At 56.3% G+C, this 14,781-nt stretch carries 14 protein-coding genes and 1 riboswitch; of the genes, 9 read left to right on the top strand and 5 right to left on the bottom strand.

Annotated features, from left to right (window positions below):
- Positions 1–30: 30 nt before the first annotated feature.
- Entirely contained in the window at positions 31–1,254 is a 1,224-nt protein-coding gene (locus B145_RS0117715) for a DUF2252 domain-containing protein (RefSeq protein WP_018609103.1), read from the top strand.
- Between the two features lie 30 nt (positions 1,255–1,284).
- Positions 1,285–1,524: a DUF1653 domain-containing protein gene (locus B145_RS0117720; RefSeq protein WP_018609106.1), complete on the top strand. Its 240-nt coding sequence runs from the start codon at positions 1,285–1,287 to the stop codon at positions 1,522–1,524.
- Positions 1,525–1,575: 51 nt separating this feature from the next.
- On the opposite strand, the gene B145_RS0117725 is transcribed toward B145_RS0117720, so the two are convergent.
- From B145_RS0117725 to B145_RS0117735, 3 genes are all read right to left on the bottom strand, one after another.
- Positions 1,576–1,869 carry a hypothetical protein gene (locus B145_RS0117725; RefSeq protein ID WP_157288491.1) on the bottom strand — a complete coding sequence of 98 codons (294 nt, stop codon included), beginning with the start codon at positions 1,867–1,869 and terminating at the stop codon, positions 1,576–1,578.
- A 29-nt stretch (positions 1,870–1,898) separates the two neighbouring features.
- Positions 1,899–2,801 (bottom strand): NUDIX domain-containing protein, encoded by a 903-nt coding sequence (locus B145_RS29125; RefSeq protein WP_211209872.1) that lies wholly within the window; start codon positions 2,799–2,801, stop codon positions 1,899–1,901.
- 89 nt (positions 2,802–2,890) lie between these two features.
- A complete protein-coding gene (locus B145_RS0117735; RefSeq protein ID WP_018609111.1) occupies positions 2,891–3,889 on the bottom strand; it encodes a glycoside hydrolase family 53 protein in 999 nt (332 codons plus the stop codon).
- A 733-nt stretch (positions 3,890–4,622) separates the two neighbouring features.
- On the opposite strand from B145_RS0117735, the gene fbaA reads away from it, so the two are divergent.
- Both fbaA and B145_RS0117745 read left to right on the top strand, forming a co-directional pair.
- Entirely contained in the window at positions 4,623–5,699 is a 1,077-nt protein-coding gene (gene fbaA, locus B145_RS0117740; protein WP_018609114.1) for a class II fructose-bisphosphate aldolase, read from the top strand.
- Positions 5,700–5,806: 107 nt separating this feature from the next.
- A complete protein-coding gene (locus B145_RS0117745; RefSeq protein ID WP_018609117.1) occupies positions 5,807–6,268 on the top strand; it encodes a GNAT family N-acetyltransferase in 462 nt (153 codons plus the stop codon).
- Between the two features lie 72 nt (positions 6,269–6,340).
- Here B145_RS0117745 and malE read toward each other — a convergent pair whose 3' ends face one another.
- The gene (gene malE, locus B145_RS0117750) at positions 6,341–7,516 is read right to left on the bottom strand and encodes a maltose/maltodextrin ABC transporter substrate-binding protein MalE (RefSeq protein WP_157288492.1); all 1,176 of its coding nucleotides are present in this window, start codon (positions 7,514–7,516) and stop codon (positions 6,341–6,343) included.
- Positions 7,517–7,902: 386 nt separating this feature from the next.
- Between malE and B145_RS0117755 the strand changes: the two genes are divergently transcribed.
- The 5 genes from B145_RS0117755 to B145_RS0117780 all read left to right on the top strand — a co-directional run bounded on the left by B145_RS0117755 (position 7,903) and on the right by B145_RS0117780 (position 13,462).
- A complete protein-coding gene (locus tag B145_RS0117755; protein ID WP_245541888.1) occupies positions 7,903–8,949 on the top strand; it encodes a glycoside hydrolase family 53 protein in 1,047 nt (348 codons plus the stop codon).
- A 66-nt stretch (positions 8,950–9,015) separates the two neighbouring features.
- Entirely contained in the window at positions 9,016–10,473 is a 1,458-nt protein-coding gene (locus B145_RS0117760; protein WP_018609124.1) for an alpha/beta fold hydrolase, read from the top strand.
- Entirely contained in the window at positions 10,473–11,318 is an 846-nt protein-coding gene (locus tag B145_RS0117765; protein WP_018609126.1) for a helix-turn-helix domain-containing protein, read from the top strand. Before B145_RS0117760 ends, B145_RS0117765 begins: the two co-directional genes overlap by 1 nt.
- 43 nt (positions 11,319–11,361) lie before the next feature.
- A complete protein-coding gene (locus B145_RS0117770; RefSeq protein WP_018609129.1) occupies positions 11,362–11,991 on the top strand; it encodes a LysE family translocator in 630 nt (209 codons plus the stop codon).
- A 59-nt stretch (positions 11,992–12,050) separates the two neighbouring features.
- Positions 12,051–12,149: riboswitch (ZMP/ZTP riboswitch) on the top strand.
- 71 nt (positions 12,150–12,220) lie between these two features.
- Positions 12,221–13,462: a serine hydroxymethyltransferase gene (locus B145_RS0117780; RefSeq protein WP_018609133.1), complete on the top strand. Its 1,242-nt coding sequence runs from the start codon at positions 12,221–12,223 to the stop codon at positions 13,460–13,462.
- A 69-nt stretch (positions 13,463–13,531) separates the two neighbouring features.
- Here B145_RS0117780 and B145_RS0117785 read toward each other — a convergent pair whose 3' ends face one another.
- The gene (locus B145_RS0117785; protein ID WP_026259265.1) at positions 13,532–14,713 is read right to left on the bottom strand and encodes a branched-chain amino acid ABC transporter substrate-binding protein; all 1,182 of its coding nucleotides are present in this window, start codon (positions 14,711–14,713) and stop codon (positions 13,532–13,534) included.
- Between the last annotated feature and the right edge of the window lie 68 nt (positions 14,714–14,781).

Genomic DNA, 14,781 nt, shown 5'->3' on the forward strand with positions numbered 1-14,781 from the left:
CACTCGAATCCAAATATTGTGGAGCCAGACATGCTGAACATCATCACCTCCATCCTCGAATACAATGCCCACCGCGACCCGGAACGGCTATCCATGAAATATGCTGCCATGCGCAGCGACGCCTTCAGTTTCCTGCGCGCAAGCTGTCATCTGTTCCATGCCCGCCTACCGGAAGACAAAAGCCTGTATCGCGCGCCTCTGGCGTGGACGTGCGGCGACATGCATCTTGAAAATTTCGGCACCTACAAGGGTGACAATCGCCTGTGCTATTTCGACATCAACGATTTCGACGAAGCCACTCTTGCCCCCTGCACTTGGCCTGTGCTACGGCTGATCAGCAGCGTCCTGGTGGCGGCCCCCGTGCTGGGCATCGACCCGGAGATGGCACGCGAATTGGGTCAAACCGCACTCAACGCCTATGCCGAAGCTTTGAGCACGGGCAAAGCACGTTGGGTCGAGCGTGAAACAGCCGAAGGCGAAATCCGTAAGCTGCTCGACAGCTTGCGCGAGCGCAGTCGCATTGATCTGCTGGATCGACGCACCGAATTGCATGGCAAGAACCGGCGCATCCGCCTCGATACAGGCAAGGCGCTCGCTGTGACGGACCGACAACGCGAGAAAGTCAGCACCTTCATGGCCGAATTCGCGCAAGAACAGCCTGATCCGCGATTTTTCAAGGTGATCGACATCGCCCGCCGCGTCAGCGGACTGGGGAGCCTGGGCCTGGATCGCTATGTGATCCTTGTGCGTGGCAAAGGCTCACCCGATGGCACTTACCTGCTTGACCTCAAAGCGGCACAAACCTCTTCTCTCACCCCTTGCCTGAAGACACCAGAGCCACGTTGGCGCTCCGAGGCCGAACGTATCGTCAGCCTCCAAACCTACATGCAGGCCATCCCCATTGCATTGTTGCATGCGGTGGAAGTGGGGAAAAAACCCTTCGTCTTGCGTGAAATGCAGGCATCGGAAGACTGTATCAATCTGGCTCACTGTGCCCAACACCCTTTGCGCCTGGGCACTGTCATCACAACCATGGCCGAGATTCTCGCCTGGAGCCAACTGCGCAGCAGCGGGCGCAAAGGCGCGGCCTGCATGGATGAACTCATCGAATTTGCCGAACGCAAAAAATGGCGCGCGCGTACCATGGAGCTTGCCCAGGAATGCGCTGCCCGCGTAGAAGAAGACTGGCATACCTATACCCAGGCCTACGACAAGGGTGTATTCTCATTCACCGACACGCCGCACCACAAATAACCCTACTCTTGCAGCATCATTTGACTAAACATGGCCGACACCTCATTGACTCCGCTTCCAACGCTCAAGCCTGGTACTTATCGTCACTTCAAAGGCGGGGAATATGAGGTTGTTGGTGTCGCCCGCCATAGCGAAACACAGGAGCCCCTGGTCATCTATCGCCCGCTCTACAATGCCAGCGGCCTATGGGCACGACCTTATGCAATGTTTGTGGAAGAGGTGGAGCACGAGGGCAGACTCATACCAAGGTTCATGCACATGAAAGGGTAAAATACACTTCCGCAGCGGGGAAACCGACCCTGCCACATCAACCACTCCTGCCTACTTATGTCGGCATTTCCCTGCCACCAGCAGGTGTTTGTGGATTTTGCAATAATATTCACCGTACCAGCCATAGTGTGGATCATTGCAGACCGAATAGCTGACATTGGCTGGCGGGTGCTGTATGTCCGTGCGGAAATCCTCGGCTAGTTCGCCGAAAACGGACTCAGCCTCCGGCCAGCCCGCATGTTCCGGGGCTTGCGCAATGCGATTGCCCAAAGCAATCTCCGCAGAGACGATTGCCGCGATCTCGGAGCAGAAGCCACCTGCTCCCACAATGCTTTTTGCATGCACTCGCTGTAACTTACGCTTTTTACCCAAGATCAGATTACTCCGCGCAGGCTCAACAAACCAAAGGTTGCTACTGCCGTTGCATCGCGGATCACCCCATCCAGAATCATCTGTTTGACCTCCGCAATATTGAAAGCCTTGACGACCAGCCCGGCTTCCTCCGGCTCCAAGTCCCTTTCCTGCTGGCTCAGTCCGCTGGCCAGAAACACGTCATAACCCTGGCTGGAGTACCCTACTGCCACAAACAGATGGCCGATATGTTGCATGGAAGCTGCCACCAACCCGGTTTCTTCACGCAACTCCCGCTTTGCCAGTTCCAGGGGAGGCAGGCTCTCATCCTCGCACGAACCTTGTGGCAGTTCCCAATAGCGGGCCTTGAGCGGATAACGATACTGCTCGACCAGATAAATCTGCTCACCCTCAATCGCCGCAATCACGGCAAAATCTGTTTTTTCCACAACGCCGTAAATCCCCGGCACATCGCCCGCCCTCAGAATCTTGTCTTCGCGCACCGTCATCCAGCGGTTACGATAGACAACGTTCGACTCGGTAGTTGTAATTTCCAATTCTTTTCCCTCCATGGCAGGTTTCTTACTCTTCTGAATCACCCGCAAATAGAACTCATAGTAGGCGTCCCAAGTGTAGTCGGCCTCTACACCATGCTCATAGTCAGAGATGCGCAACTGCCCGATTTGTTGCTGGACCTGAGCCGTGGCCTTGACCGGATCACTGACATAAAACCTCAATTCACGCCGACCATTCTGCAAGACTGCGAACGCAAAGATACCTTGGCCATAAATGCCTGCCAAAAGCCCACTACCTGTTCGGGAGAAGGGCGTTGAACATCCGTCGCTGTATTCATTGAGGACTCGCAGCGTTGTCTGGTGAAAAGTGATATCTGTTTTGCCTTCACCCGTAATGCTCAATTTCAGCACTTCCGGCATTTTCAAAAGCACAAAAACAAATCGGGTACAATGCGTCAAGCATCATACCCGAATCATTTACTGCAAAAAAACAGGGAAGATCAGAATGGGTCCATTGCCGAGGTGAACTGGCCGTTGCCGTTCAAAGCGCCCATGGTGTAATTCTGCCACCCGGGATAAGCCTCCGGCTCCCAGTAGAACACGCCCAGGCCCTTGCTCCCCAGCGCCTGCACCTTGGTCATCGTATCGGCAATCATGCTCTTGGCCGTAGCGGCCTGGGTCCAGTCCATGCCGATCTCACAGATCATCACCGACTTGCCATAGCGCGACACCATGTCAGACATATTCGTAGCCAGTTGCGCGTTGGTTGTCGACCAGCTGGAAGCTGCCGGGTAGTGGGACATCCCGATCACATCCCAGCTCGCCCCCGCATTCTTGACGCCATCAAAGAACCAGCGGAACACGGTATTGTTGTAGCCGTTAGCCAGATGCAAAATCACCGAGGCGCTCGGGAATACCGCCTTCGTGGCACTGTAGCCACTATTGATCAACCCGGCCAGCTGCGAAAAGTTGCTGGTGCTCCCTTCCGGCCAGAGCATGCCGCTGTTGATCTCATTTCCAACCTGTACCCATTGAACCGTCACACCATTGCTCTTGAGGTAATTCAAGGTGTTGTAGGTGTGGTTATACACATCCGTCTTGAGCTGCGCATAGGTATGGCCTGACCAATCAGAAGGCTTTGTCTGCTGACTCGGGTCCGCCCAGCTATCGCTGTAGTGGAAGTCGATCATGATGCTCTGCCCCTGCGCCACAGCACGCTTGGCTTTGTAGAGGACATCGGCACCATTGTTCCAGCCACTGCTGGGATTGACCCACACGCGCAAACGAATGGCGTTGACACCAATGTTCTTGAGCAGCACGAAGGGATCTGTGGCGACCCCTGAGCTGTTGTAGAACTTGTAACCGGCACTTTCCTCCTGGTCCACCCAACTCACGTCCGCCCCTTTGGCAAACGTTGCCGCATGCGCCCCCAAAGGCAGGCACAGACTCAAACCCAATACGCACGCGCGCCAAGCGGCGCCCAGTCTGGTGTGATGCATGATTTTGTCTCCACTTTATTGTCTGCGAACTTTTTTGCCTACACGCTCCATTCCGCCTTAGTTCGTCCCCACTTAAGGCGAAACGCCGGGTCAAGCTGCACCCTGCGTATAACGTTAAATCAAGCCCTCCAGCAAATCAACAAAAAATTTATCCAGTCATTTCAATAGTTAATGGATTGATTTTTGTTCATCTTTTGCACTAAAGATAATTTTCATTTTTTATAAATGAAACGTTTAATCATTCAGAATGAAAACAACCTGTGAAGCTTTGCAAGCCGCCAAACTCTTGTTCTGAATAAAATTACAGCGCTTGCAGCAGTCCATGCCAGCAGCACAACACACAAGAGGAATTGCATTTCTTGGTCTGCGGGTAAACCACTACCCACTGAACATACCCTTTTAGCACCAACCCGCGCGCAATCTGGCGCGGCCTGATGAAGAGCCGCCCCTGATCCCGGTCGCCCCACACACCCTTTTGGGGCTTTTCGGTGTCGCAAATCAAGAAAAGAATCTCGGCATCGAATATACTGATAACTTCTGCTACGCAGAGCCTTGCTGAGCATGGTCTGACCCGTTATCAAGAATTCGGGAAGTCCCTAATGCCTGTTGGCGTGGCATCCCCTCGGAAATGGAATACAGTATTTAGTTAGTATCTTTTAGCAACCTTTTAAGTAACCCCATTCGGCACACAGTCGTACCTGTGCCGAGCCTTTCATATTTAAGGATTTCCCTCATGACGAAGATTCTCGATATTGTGAAACCTGGTGTTGCCACTGGTGATGACGTGCAAAAGATCTTTGCCGCCGCCAAGGCTGGCAAGTTCGCTCTGCCCGCTGTCAACGTGGTTGGCACCGATTCTGTCAATGCCGTGATCGAAGCCGCTGCCAAGGTCAAGGCTCCGGTCATCATCCAGTTCTCCAACGGCGGCGCGCAATTCTTCGCCGGCAAGGGCCTGAAGCTCGAAGGCCAAAAGGCCCAGGTCATCGGCGCCGTCTCCGGTGCCAAGCACGTTCACGCTGTGGCTGCAGCCTATGGCGTGCCCGTTATCCTGCACACCGACCACGCTGCCAAGAAGCTGCTGCCCTGGATCGACGGCCTGCTCGACGCTGGCGAAAAGCACTTCAAGGAAACCGGCAAGCCGCTGTTCTCCTCCCACATGCTGGATCTGTCTGAAGAACCGCTGGAAGAAAACATCGACATCTGCTGCAAGTACCTGGAACGCATGTCCAAGATGGGCATGACCCTGGAACTCGAACTGGGCTGTACCGGTGGTGAAGAAGACGGCGTGGACAACTCCGGCATGGACCAATCTGCTCTGTACACCCAACCGGCTGACGTCGCCTACGCTTACGAGCGCCTGATCAAGATCAGCCCGCGCTTCACCATCGCTGCTTCCTTCGGCAATGTGCACGGTGTGTACAAGCCCGGTAACGTGAAGCTGACCCCGAAGATTCTGGACAACTCGCAAAAGTACGTGTCCGAAAAATTCGGTCTGCCCGCCAAGAGCCTGGACTTCGTGTTCCACGGTGGTTCGGGTTCCACCGCTGCCGAAATCGAAGAATCCGTCTCCTACGGTGTGGTGAAGATGAACATCGACACCGACACCCAATGGGCAACCTGGGAAGGCGTTCTGAACTACTACAAGGCCAAGGAAGGCTACCTGCAAGGCCAACTGGGCAACCCGGAAGGCCCGGACAGCCCGAACAAGAAGTACTACGATCCGCGCGTCTGGCTGCGTAAGGGCCAGGAAACCATGATCGCCCGTCTCGAACTGGCCTTCAAGGAACTGAACGCCGTCAACACGCTGTAATTTCAGCGTTCAGCGCAGGCATTCACACCGAAAGGCGTACCTCGTGAGGGGTGCGCCTTTTTCACATCTATCCCACAAAATGCTTATATCATCTTCACGCCTGCATCATGACTGAACTTGACATTCACCCTCTTGCAGAAAATGATCTGGATGCGCTACTGGCGCTGTACGCAGAATTGAATCCTGGGGACGCGCCACTACCGGTGCGTGAGGAGGTGGAAGCGGTTTGGCGCAGCATCCGTGATGACAAAAAGCTACGCATTCTTGGCGGTTATCTTGGCAAAACCCTAGTTTGCACCTGCATCCTGGCTGTCATCCCAAATCTTACCCGTGGCGCACGTCCCTATGCGCTGATTGAAAATGTGGTTACCACCGCAAACCAGCGGGGGAACGGTTATGCCCGTAGCCTGCTGAATCATGCCTGCGACATGGCCTGGCAACTGGGCTGTTATAAGGTGATGCTGATGACTGGGCGCAAGGACGAGAAGACCCTGAGCTTCTATGAAGCCGCTGGCTTTGATCGAGACGCCAAACAAGCTTTTTACGTGCCAGCACCAAGCGCACCATAATTTCAGAAGCCGAAAATAAAAACTCTGCACGGTTTAAAACCGTGCAGAGTTTTGAGTATGCCCCCCCAATCGTTACTGGCCTGCGGCCATCGCCTTGGCGGCGGTGTCCAGCGCATCCTTGGGCTTGGCAGCGCCCGAGAAGGAATCAGCCAGCGCCTTGTCGAAGTATTTCCAGTAGTACTGCATTTCCGGGTTGTTAGGCATCACACCGCCGGTGAACACGCCTTCCATTGCCTTGCGGATATGTTCATCTTCATAGAAGCCCCAGAACAGCTCCTTGGAGGCGGGAATACCAAGCGGGCGGTACTTGTTGATGACTTGCAGGCCTTGCGGCGTAATGGCATTTTCCAGGAAGTCAAAGGCAGCCTTCTGGTTGGTCGACTTGGCACTCACCATCGCACCCACAACCCCCACAAAGGGGCGTGCAGCACGGCCACCGAAGTTGGGCAGCGGGGCAATGCCGTAGTTGATGTTGGCTTTCTTCAGGTCACCCCACAGCCATGGGCCCGTCACCAGAATCCCTAGCTTGCCATTCTTCATGGCTTCTTCCGCTTCCTTGGTCTGCATGGAGCCGGGGATAATCCCGTCCTTGACCAACGACATCGTGTATTCCAAACCCTTGAGCACGGTGGGCTGGTTCACACCCACCTGCTTGGGCAGGTAGTTGCCATTCATGTCACGGGAAAACACGTTCGCACCACCAGCAGCCAGCAGTGGCCAAGAGTAATAGGAGCTGCGCACGTCCCACGACATGGTGGTCACGCCCTTAGATTTGAGCTTCTGGTGCAAGGCGGGTAGGTCTTCGTAATTCTTGGGCGGTTCGGGCACCAGGTTCTTGTTATAAACCATGGTCAACACTTCCACGGCGACCGGATAAGCCCACTGCTTGCCATTGGAAGTCAAAGCATCCCAAACGATCTGATACACATCGTCCTTCAAACGTGGCGAAGGATTGATCGGCAGTATCCACCCCTTGCGGGCCCACTCACCAATGTGGTCATGCGGCCAGATGAAAATGTCCGGCCCCTTCAACCCCTTGGAGGCGGCTTCCTGGAACGCATCGGTCACGCGCTGGGAAGGCATGGTCACAGTCACCGGAATCCCGGTTCTGCGCGTGTAATCTTCAGCTACCTTGCGGAACCCGGCAGCAAAACTTTCATCGCCCGTCCAGATGGTCAGGCCGGGTTTGTCCGCCGCCCAAGCCGAGCCCAATGTACACATCGACAACCCGACTACCAGGCTGCGCAAACAAAATCTTCTGGAAAACATCAACCTTCCCCCTCTTAATGAGTTGCCGCTCTTTACTTCATTGGCCCAACAACATCACGCATGTCAACAACAAGCGCATGCCACTAAATAACGATTGCCTGTCTCGTTCTGACGATTGAGCAAAATGCCCGAAATGATGAACCAAAAAACGAAAACCAAACGTTCGTCTTGATTAAACGTTTTAAGCGAATTCAAGTCTGCCACGAATCAGTTTAGCGTCAAGAGAGGTTTACCGAACTATTTCACAAAAACATACAGATGCAGTTGCGTTTTTAACCAAATTTATCGTTTATGCTAGGCTGGCCTTAATTTTAAGGCGCTATTTATCAAAAATGATTAAACGTTTAATTATTGGGGACAAAGCAATGAAGTGGAGTGCTTGGACTGCTGGTAGCTTGGCGTGCCTGTGTATGCTGGGCATGGTCGCGTGTGGCGGCGGAGGTGGGAGCGGTAGCAGCAGTGACGGTAGTACAGGCACCCCAATTTCTAGCGTCGACTTCGCCTATGGCGCAGACGTCAGTTGGGTCACGCAGGAGGAAGCCTCCAGCAAGGTGTTCTACAGCGCCAGCAATATCGCCACAGACCCTTTCGCGCTGCTCAAGAACCTGGGCACCAACGCCATCCGGCTACGCGTATGGGTCAACCCCAGCGATGGTTGGAATAACACCGCCGACACCCTGGCCAAAGCCAAACGCGCTGCAGCCCTGGGGCAACGCATCATGATCGACTTCCACTATAGCGATACCTGGGCTGATCCGGCTCACCAGACCAAACCCAGCGCTTGGGCCAACGACAGCTACGAGCAACTCAAGCTTGATGTCTATAACCACACCCATGATGTGCTCAATACGCTCAAAACCAATGGCATTACTGTCGAATGGGTACAGGTCGGGAACGAGATCAACAGCGGCATGCTTTGGCCCGAGGGCAAGTACGATAATTTCCCACAGCTTGCGGGCCTGATCAACAGTGGCTACACGGCCGCCAAAGCGGTGTATCCCAACACCCAGGTTGTTATTCACCTGTCCAATGGATATGACAATTCCATGTATCGCTGGTTCTTTGACGGCATCAAGAATGCCGGGGCGAAGTGGGATGTAATTGGCATGTCTCATTATCCCGACGCCGCATCGTGGTCCACTTACAACACCAACATCGCCACCAACATGACTGACATGGTTGCCCGTTACGGCAAACCCATCATGGTGGCCGAAATCGGCATGGATTGGCAGCAGGCCAACGCTGCCAAGGCGATGATTGCCGACCTGATCTCCAAGGTTAAAGCCCAGGGCAGCTATGGCCTGGGGGTATTCTATTGGGAACCGGCGGCCTACCCGGGCTGGAACGGCTACCAGATGGGCGCCTTAAACAATTCTGGGCAGTTTACACAGGCATTGGACGCCTACCACTAAGCAGATCAGCACTTACGCTGCGCAAACTACATTACCATTCCTTTCTTTTGCAAAGGGAATGCGCTCATGCTGCGCAGCGGCTTGTTTGCCATATTGATATGTTGCCTGGCTGGCCTCTACCCGCTGGCCGGGCAGGCGCAGGACCTGCCCACGACCGGGGCAAGCACACCACAGTGCAACTACTGCCGTGAGAAGCTCCACACGCTGGCGGCATTGCGGCAAAGTCTGCCGAGTCAGTGGCTACTACAAATGGAGCATGAGCCCATATTCAATGGCGAAGTGCTGACCCTTGAAGCCGGGCAGAATCACCCCCAAACCGTACTGCTGGTGCATGGACTAGGACAAAACGGGCTGACAGACTGGGCAGATATCATTGGCCCGCTGGCGCAACGCTACCATGTGCTGAGCCTGGACCTGCCCGGTTTTGGCTATTCCAGCACCCCGGCAGGCAAGTATTCCCCCACCAATTATGCTCGGGTGTTAAGCTGGCTGCTCACCCGCCGTGCGCATGGCCCCGCGATTGTCGTGGGTCACTCAATGGGAGGCGCCGTTGCCCTACGGTTTGCCGCGACCTACCCGGCACAGATCAGCAAGCTGGTGCTGGTGGATGCTGCAGGCATTTTGCAGCGTACATCCTTCGTCAAGCACACCGTTACCGGACGTCTCAATGGCGAAGGCATGCCGGATTTTCTGCGTGGATTGCTCGCACATGCCCGGGACGCCAGCGATACCGCGCTGGAAAAGGTGTTTGGCATGCCCGACCCGACCGCGCTGCTGAATGCCTCGGACGATGTATGGAGTACCGTACTGGGCTCGCGCAGCAACGCGAACGCAGCCATGGCGCTGGCGGAGGAAGATTTCACCCAGGCCATCTACACGCTCAGGCTCCCCACCCAGATCATCTGGGGTGAGGAGGACCCCATCGCCCCTCTACGCACCGGGCAGATGCTAGCAAGGCGCTTATCGTTGGCACAGTTACAAACGCTTCCCGGAGTCGGCCACGTTCCCATGGAAGCAGGCAACCGGGATGCCTTCATGCGCCAACTCAATCTGGCGCTGGAACTCCCGCCCTTCCCTGCGCCACCCCCTCCGCCACTGGGCACGGGCAAACCGGATCTCCAATGCAATGGCGAAACCGGCACCCACTATAGCGGGCAGTTTCGTGAAATTCGCCTGAATGGCTGCACGGCAGTACAATTGCGCGATTTGCAGGCGGAGCGTATCGTCATACGGGATTCCATTGTGCAAATGCTCAACGTGCAAGTTACTTCCGACAAGGTCGCCATCGACATCAGCAATTCCGAGCTGATTGCCACCGCCAGCGAAATCAGCGGGCAAACGGCCATCCATGCCGACAAAGTCCGCATGGATCTGGCAGGGGTCCAACTGAATGCGCGGGGAGAAGCCATTGAGGTGGAGCGTAGCTCGTACTTCGTTGCCTCGGCCTGCTCAGTACGCAGCAGCACTTACAGCGGCTACTGGCAAGGCAGCCGCACCGTGGCCGAGAGCACATTGCAACCATAATGCCCCAAGCATCATCACCCCCAACCCATCGCTTCTGGCGCCACAAGGCCCTTGCTTTTGCGCAGAGCCGTTGCGCACGTGACAGCACCGCATGCTATGCACCTCATACACATACAGCATTCTCGATTGGGGCTGTAGATGGGGGCAGTTCGGTGTTTAGCCACGGCTTGCACAAGCAGCGCCTGGAACGTGGCGATGTGGTGTTCATCCCGGCTGGAGAGGTGCACGCCTGCAACCCGGAAAACGCAGCCGCCTGGTGTTACCAGATGCTTTATCTGGACGAAAACTGGCTGGAGCAGGTAGTGGGCGAACTCGCCCAGCTTGATGCCATTGCCCTGACCCAGGCAGGTGGAGACAAACCGCCCCAGCAGATTCATGCCGGGCTCACGGCCCTGAATGCCTGCCTGTTTGGTGCCACCACGCTTGCCGACAAGGAAGCTGCCCTGGTCTGCTTCGCCGCCGAGACCTTCAGCCCTGCGCAAGCACTCTACGCGGCTGCGGATTCCAGCATCAAGCCGCCCCGGCTGGAGGCCGTCAAAACCCTGATCCTGGACCGATGCAGCGAGCATCTTCCCTTGGAAACATTGGCCGAAACGGCTGGCATGAGCCGCTATCACTTCATTCGTGCCTTCCAGCGCAGCGTGGGGATGACGCCGCATGCCTGGCAACTGGATGCGCGCATCAACCGTGCGCGTGCTCTGCTTGAGCAAGGCATGCCGTTAGCGCAGATTGCCCTCACGCTGGGTTTTGCGGATCAGGCCCATTTCCAGCGCGCCTTCAAGCAACGCGTGGCCGTCACCCCCAACCAGTACCGGCGCAATATCCTTCAATACCCGGCAAGCTGATGAGGCCAAGCTGGCGGCTTTCTGCTTCACGAAAGTCTGCCCAATGTCCCTGCATACCCAATTCCTCCTTGTGGCCAGCGCCCATTTCCTTGCCCTGCTCAGCCCTGGGCCGGATTTCTTCCTTATCCTGCGCAGTGCTTTGCGCCACGGTTTCCGCATGGCCAGTGGCGTGTGTGCTGGCATCGCATTTGCCAATGGCATTTTCATCGCGTTTGCCGTCATGGGCGTGAGCCTGTTGAGCGCATACCCACTGATCTTTGTCATCCTGAAGTGGGCGGGCTGTCTCTATCTGGCCTGGCTGGGGTGGGTCTTTCTACGCGCGCCCTTCGCAACCAGTTGGCAGGCCAAAATATCCAATCAGGTAGGCCGCGCTACCCTTTGGTGGCAAGAGTTTGGCGCGGGCTTCCTCTCCGGCATCCTCAACCCGAAGAATTCGCTGTTCTACGTCAGCCTGTTTACACTTGTCATCCAGCACGATACCCCGCTGATCATCCAGTCTGGATACGGGCTGTGGATGTTTGCCATCGTGCTGTTGTGGGACCTGTGCGTGGCCTGGGCGGTCGGCCATCCGCGCGTCATGGCGCGCCTGGAACGCCATCTGCGCGGTTTGGAAAAACTCACCGGGGTAGCGCTTTTCACCGTTGCCGCCAGCATCGCTCTGGCAACCCGATAAACGCAGCCACCCCCTTAAGCAAACCCATTGCGCTGCCAGAGCGAGGCGGCTACACTTTTCCCTGTCCGCATGACTGACGCTAATCGGGGAGCGACACCCCAGGGGAGTGCGGAACCATCGGGTAACCGCTGGAGAAGCCGCGCGTCTGGGCGAGTTCCTTGCCGATCAGGCAAAGGCGCCCCGGCGTGCACACCTGATCGGCCAACTCATTTAGCAGTTGGAGATCGCCATGCAATTCCTCTCATCCCTTCCGATGTTCGATCCTGCACTCGCCGCCCTACTTCAGGCTGAAGAAGAAAAACAGCGCGACAGCATCCGCCTGATCGCCTCCGAGAACTTCGCCTCAGCCGCCGTGCGCGAAGCCTGTGGCTCAGTCCTTACCAACAAGTATTCCGAAGGTTACCCCGGTGCCCGTTATTACGAGGGGCAACAGATTGTCGATCAGGTCGAGCGGCTCGCAATGGCTCGTGCCCGCCTGATCTTCAATGCCGAACACGTCAACGTGCAGCCCTACTCCGGCTCGCCTGCCAACTTGGCTGCCTACTTGGCCTTTGTACGCCCTGGTGACACGGTGATGGGCATGCGGCTTGCCCACGGCGGGCATCTAACCCACGGTTCCCGGGCCTCCATCACCGGCAAATACTGGAACATTGCCTCCTATGAGCTGGACCCGCACACGGGGCTGCTCGACTACGACCTGATTCGCACCAAGGCCCTGCAACATCGGCCCAAGCTGCTCATTGCCGGGCACTCGGCCTACCCCCGTCAGCTTGATTTCGCGGCTTTCCGCAAGATTGCCGATGAAATCGGCGCCCCTTTGCTGGTCGATATGGCCCACATCGCCGGGCTGGTAGCAGGTGGTGCGCACCCCTCACCGATACCTTACGCTGACGTGGTAACCACCACCACGCACAAGACGCTGCGCGGCCCACGTGGCGCCATGATCATGTGCCGCGCCGAACACGCCAGCAAGATCGACAAGGCCGTGTTCCCCGGCCTGCAAGGTGGCCCGCACAACAATACCACCGCTGCCATCGCGGTCGCCCTGCACGAAGCCGCCCAACCGGATTTTGCCGAATACGCTAAGCAATGCGTGCTCAACGCCCAGGCGCTGGGCCGTGGCCTGCTTGAACGTGGCTTTACCCTGGTGACCGGCGGCACAGACAACCACCTGTTGCTGATCGACCTGCGCAAGAAAGGGCTACCCGGCAAAGCCGTCGCCGAAGCACTGGACCGGGCGGGACTGGTGGCTAACTACAACAGCGTGCCTTGGGATGACCGCCCCCCGCAAGACCCCTCCGGCATCCGTCTGGGTTCCCCGGCAATGACGACACGAGGCTTTGGCGAAAAGGAATTCCTCCAGATCGCAGAATGGATCGACCGCATCGTCGCCTCGGGCCTGGATGATGTAACCATCTTCCAGGTTGGTGGTGAAGTGCGTGAGCTGTGCCGCAGCTTCCCAATGCCCTGAGCATCAGAGCTTTCTCAAACAAAAACGCCACCTTTACGGTGGCGTTTTTACTCCTGATTTCAGGCCGAATTACTGCTTGCCGCCGATGGTCTCCATCACACTCCATTTGCCTTTGACGACCTTGTAGACCGTAATACCGCCGTCCTTGATATTGCCTTGTTCGTCATACCCCAGATGCGGGGTAGTGACACCGGCATAATCAATGGCATGCAACACCGGCAGGTATTTTTGCGCATCAACCGAATCAGCCTTGAGCATGGCGGCAATCATGGCCCGCGTAGCATCATAGCCATAGGGAGAATAGATTTCCATTTCGCCATACTTGGCTTTGAAACGGTTCTCGAAATCCACCCCGCCAGGCATTTTGTCCAGCGGCAGACCTGCCAACGAGGCAATCGTCCCCTCTGCATCCGGCCCGGCCAGCTTGAGGAAGGTATCCGAGCGGGTCATTTCGCCGGAGACCAAGGGCACGGAAATTCCCAAGCGGTTCTTCTGTTGCACCAGCAAACCCGACTGCGCATCGGCGCCACCGTAGAAAATGACATCCGGTTTGACTGACTTGATGGAAGTCAGAATCGAAGTGAAATCCGTGGCCTTGTCTGTGGTGTACTCCCGCTTGATGATCTGCCCGCCGGCAGCCTTGGCAGCTTTTTCGAACTCATCTGCCAGCCCCTGACCATAGGCGCTGCGGTCATCAATGATCGCGATCTTCGACGCCTTGAGCGTCTTGACCACAAAGCTGCCCATCACCGAACCTTGTTGGGTATCAGAGGTCATGGAACGGAAGGCACTCTTGATCCCCTGCTGGGTATAGCCCGGAGCCGTGGCCATGGCAATCTGCGGGATGCCTGCCGAGGCGTAGATCTTGGAGGCGGGAATCGAGGTGCCGGAATTGAAGTGCCCGATCATCCCGGCCACCTTGGCGTCCACAATCTTCTGCGCGACCTGGGTGGCCGAGCGCGGGTCAGCCATATCGTCTTCGGCCAGCAATTCAAAACGCACCGCTTTGCCACCAATTACCGGTTTGGCAGCGTTGGCGTCATCAATCGCCATCTGCACCCCATTCTGGTAGCCCTTGCCATAGTGTGCCTGTGGCCCGGTCAGCGGGGCAGAGAAACCCAATCGAACGACCTCGGCATCTGTCCCGGAAGAGGATGCAGCGGTGGAGGATTTGTCAGCGTTGTTGCAGCCCACCAGGAGCACAGAGAGCAGCACCGTGAGCGAGGCGAGTCGGAATCGAGATGGTTTCATGAACAGAACCTGGTAAAGAGATGGCCGGTAACACAATCCTACATATTAACCTGATACCCCAAAAAATG

It is taken from the genome of Uliginosibacterium gangwonense DSM 18521 (genome assembly GCF_000373965.1).
GTDB classification, from domain to species: domain Bacteria; phylum Pseudomonadota; class Gammaproteobacteria; order Burkholderiales; family Rhodocyclaceae; genus Uliginosibacterium; species Uliginosibacterium gangwonense.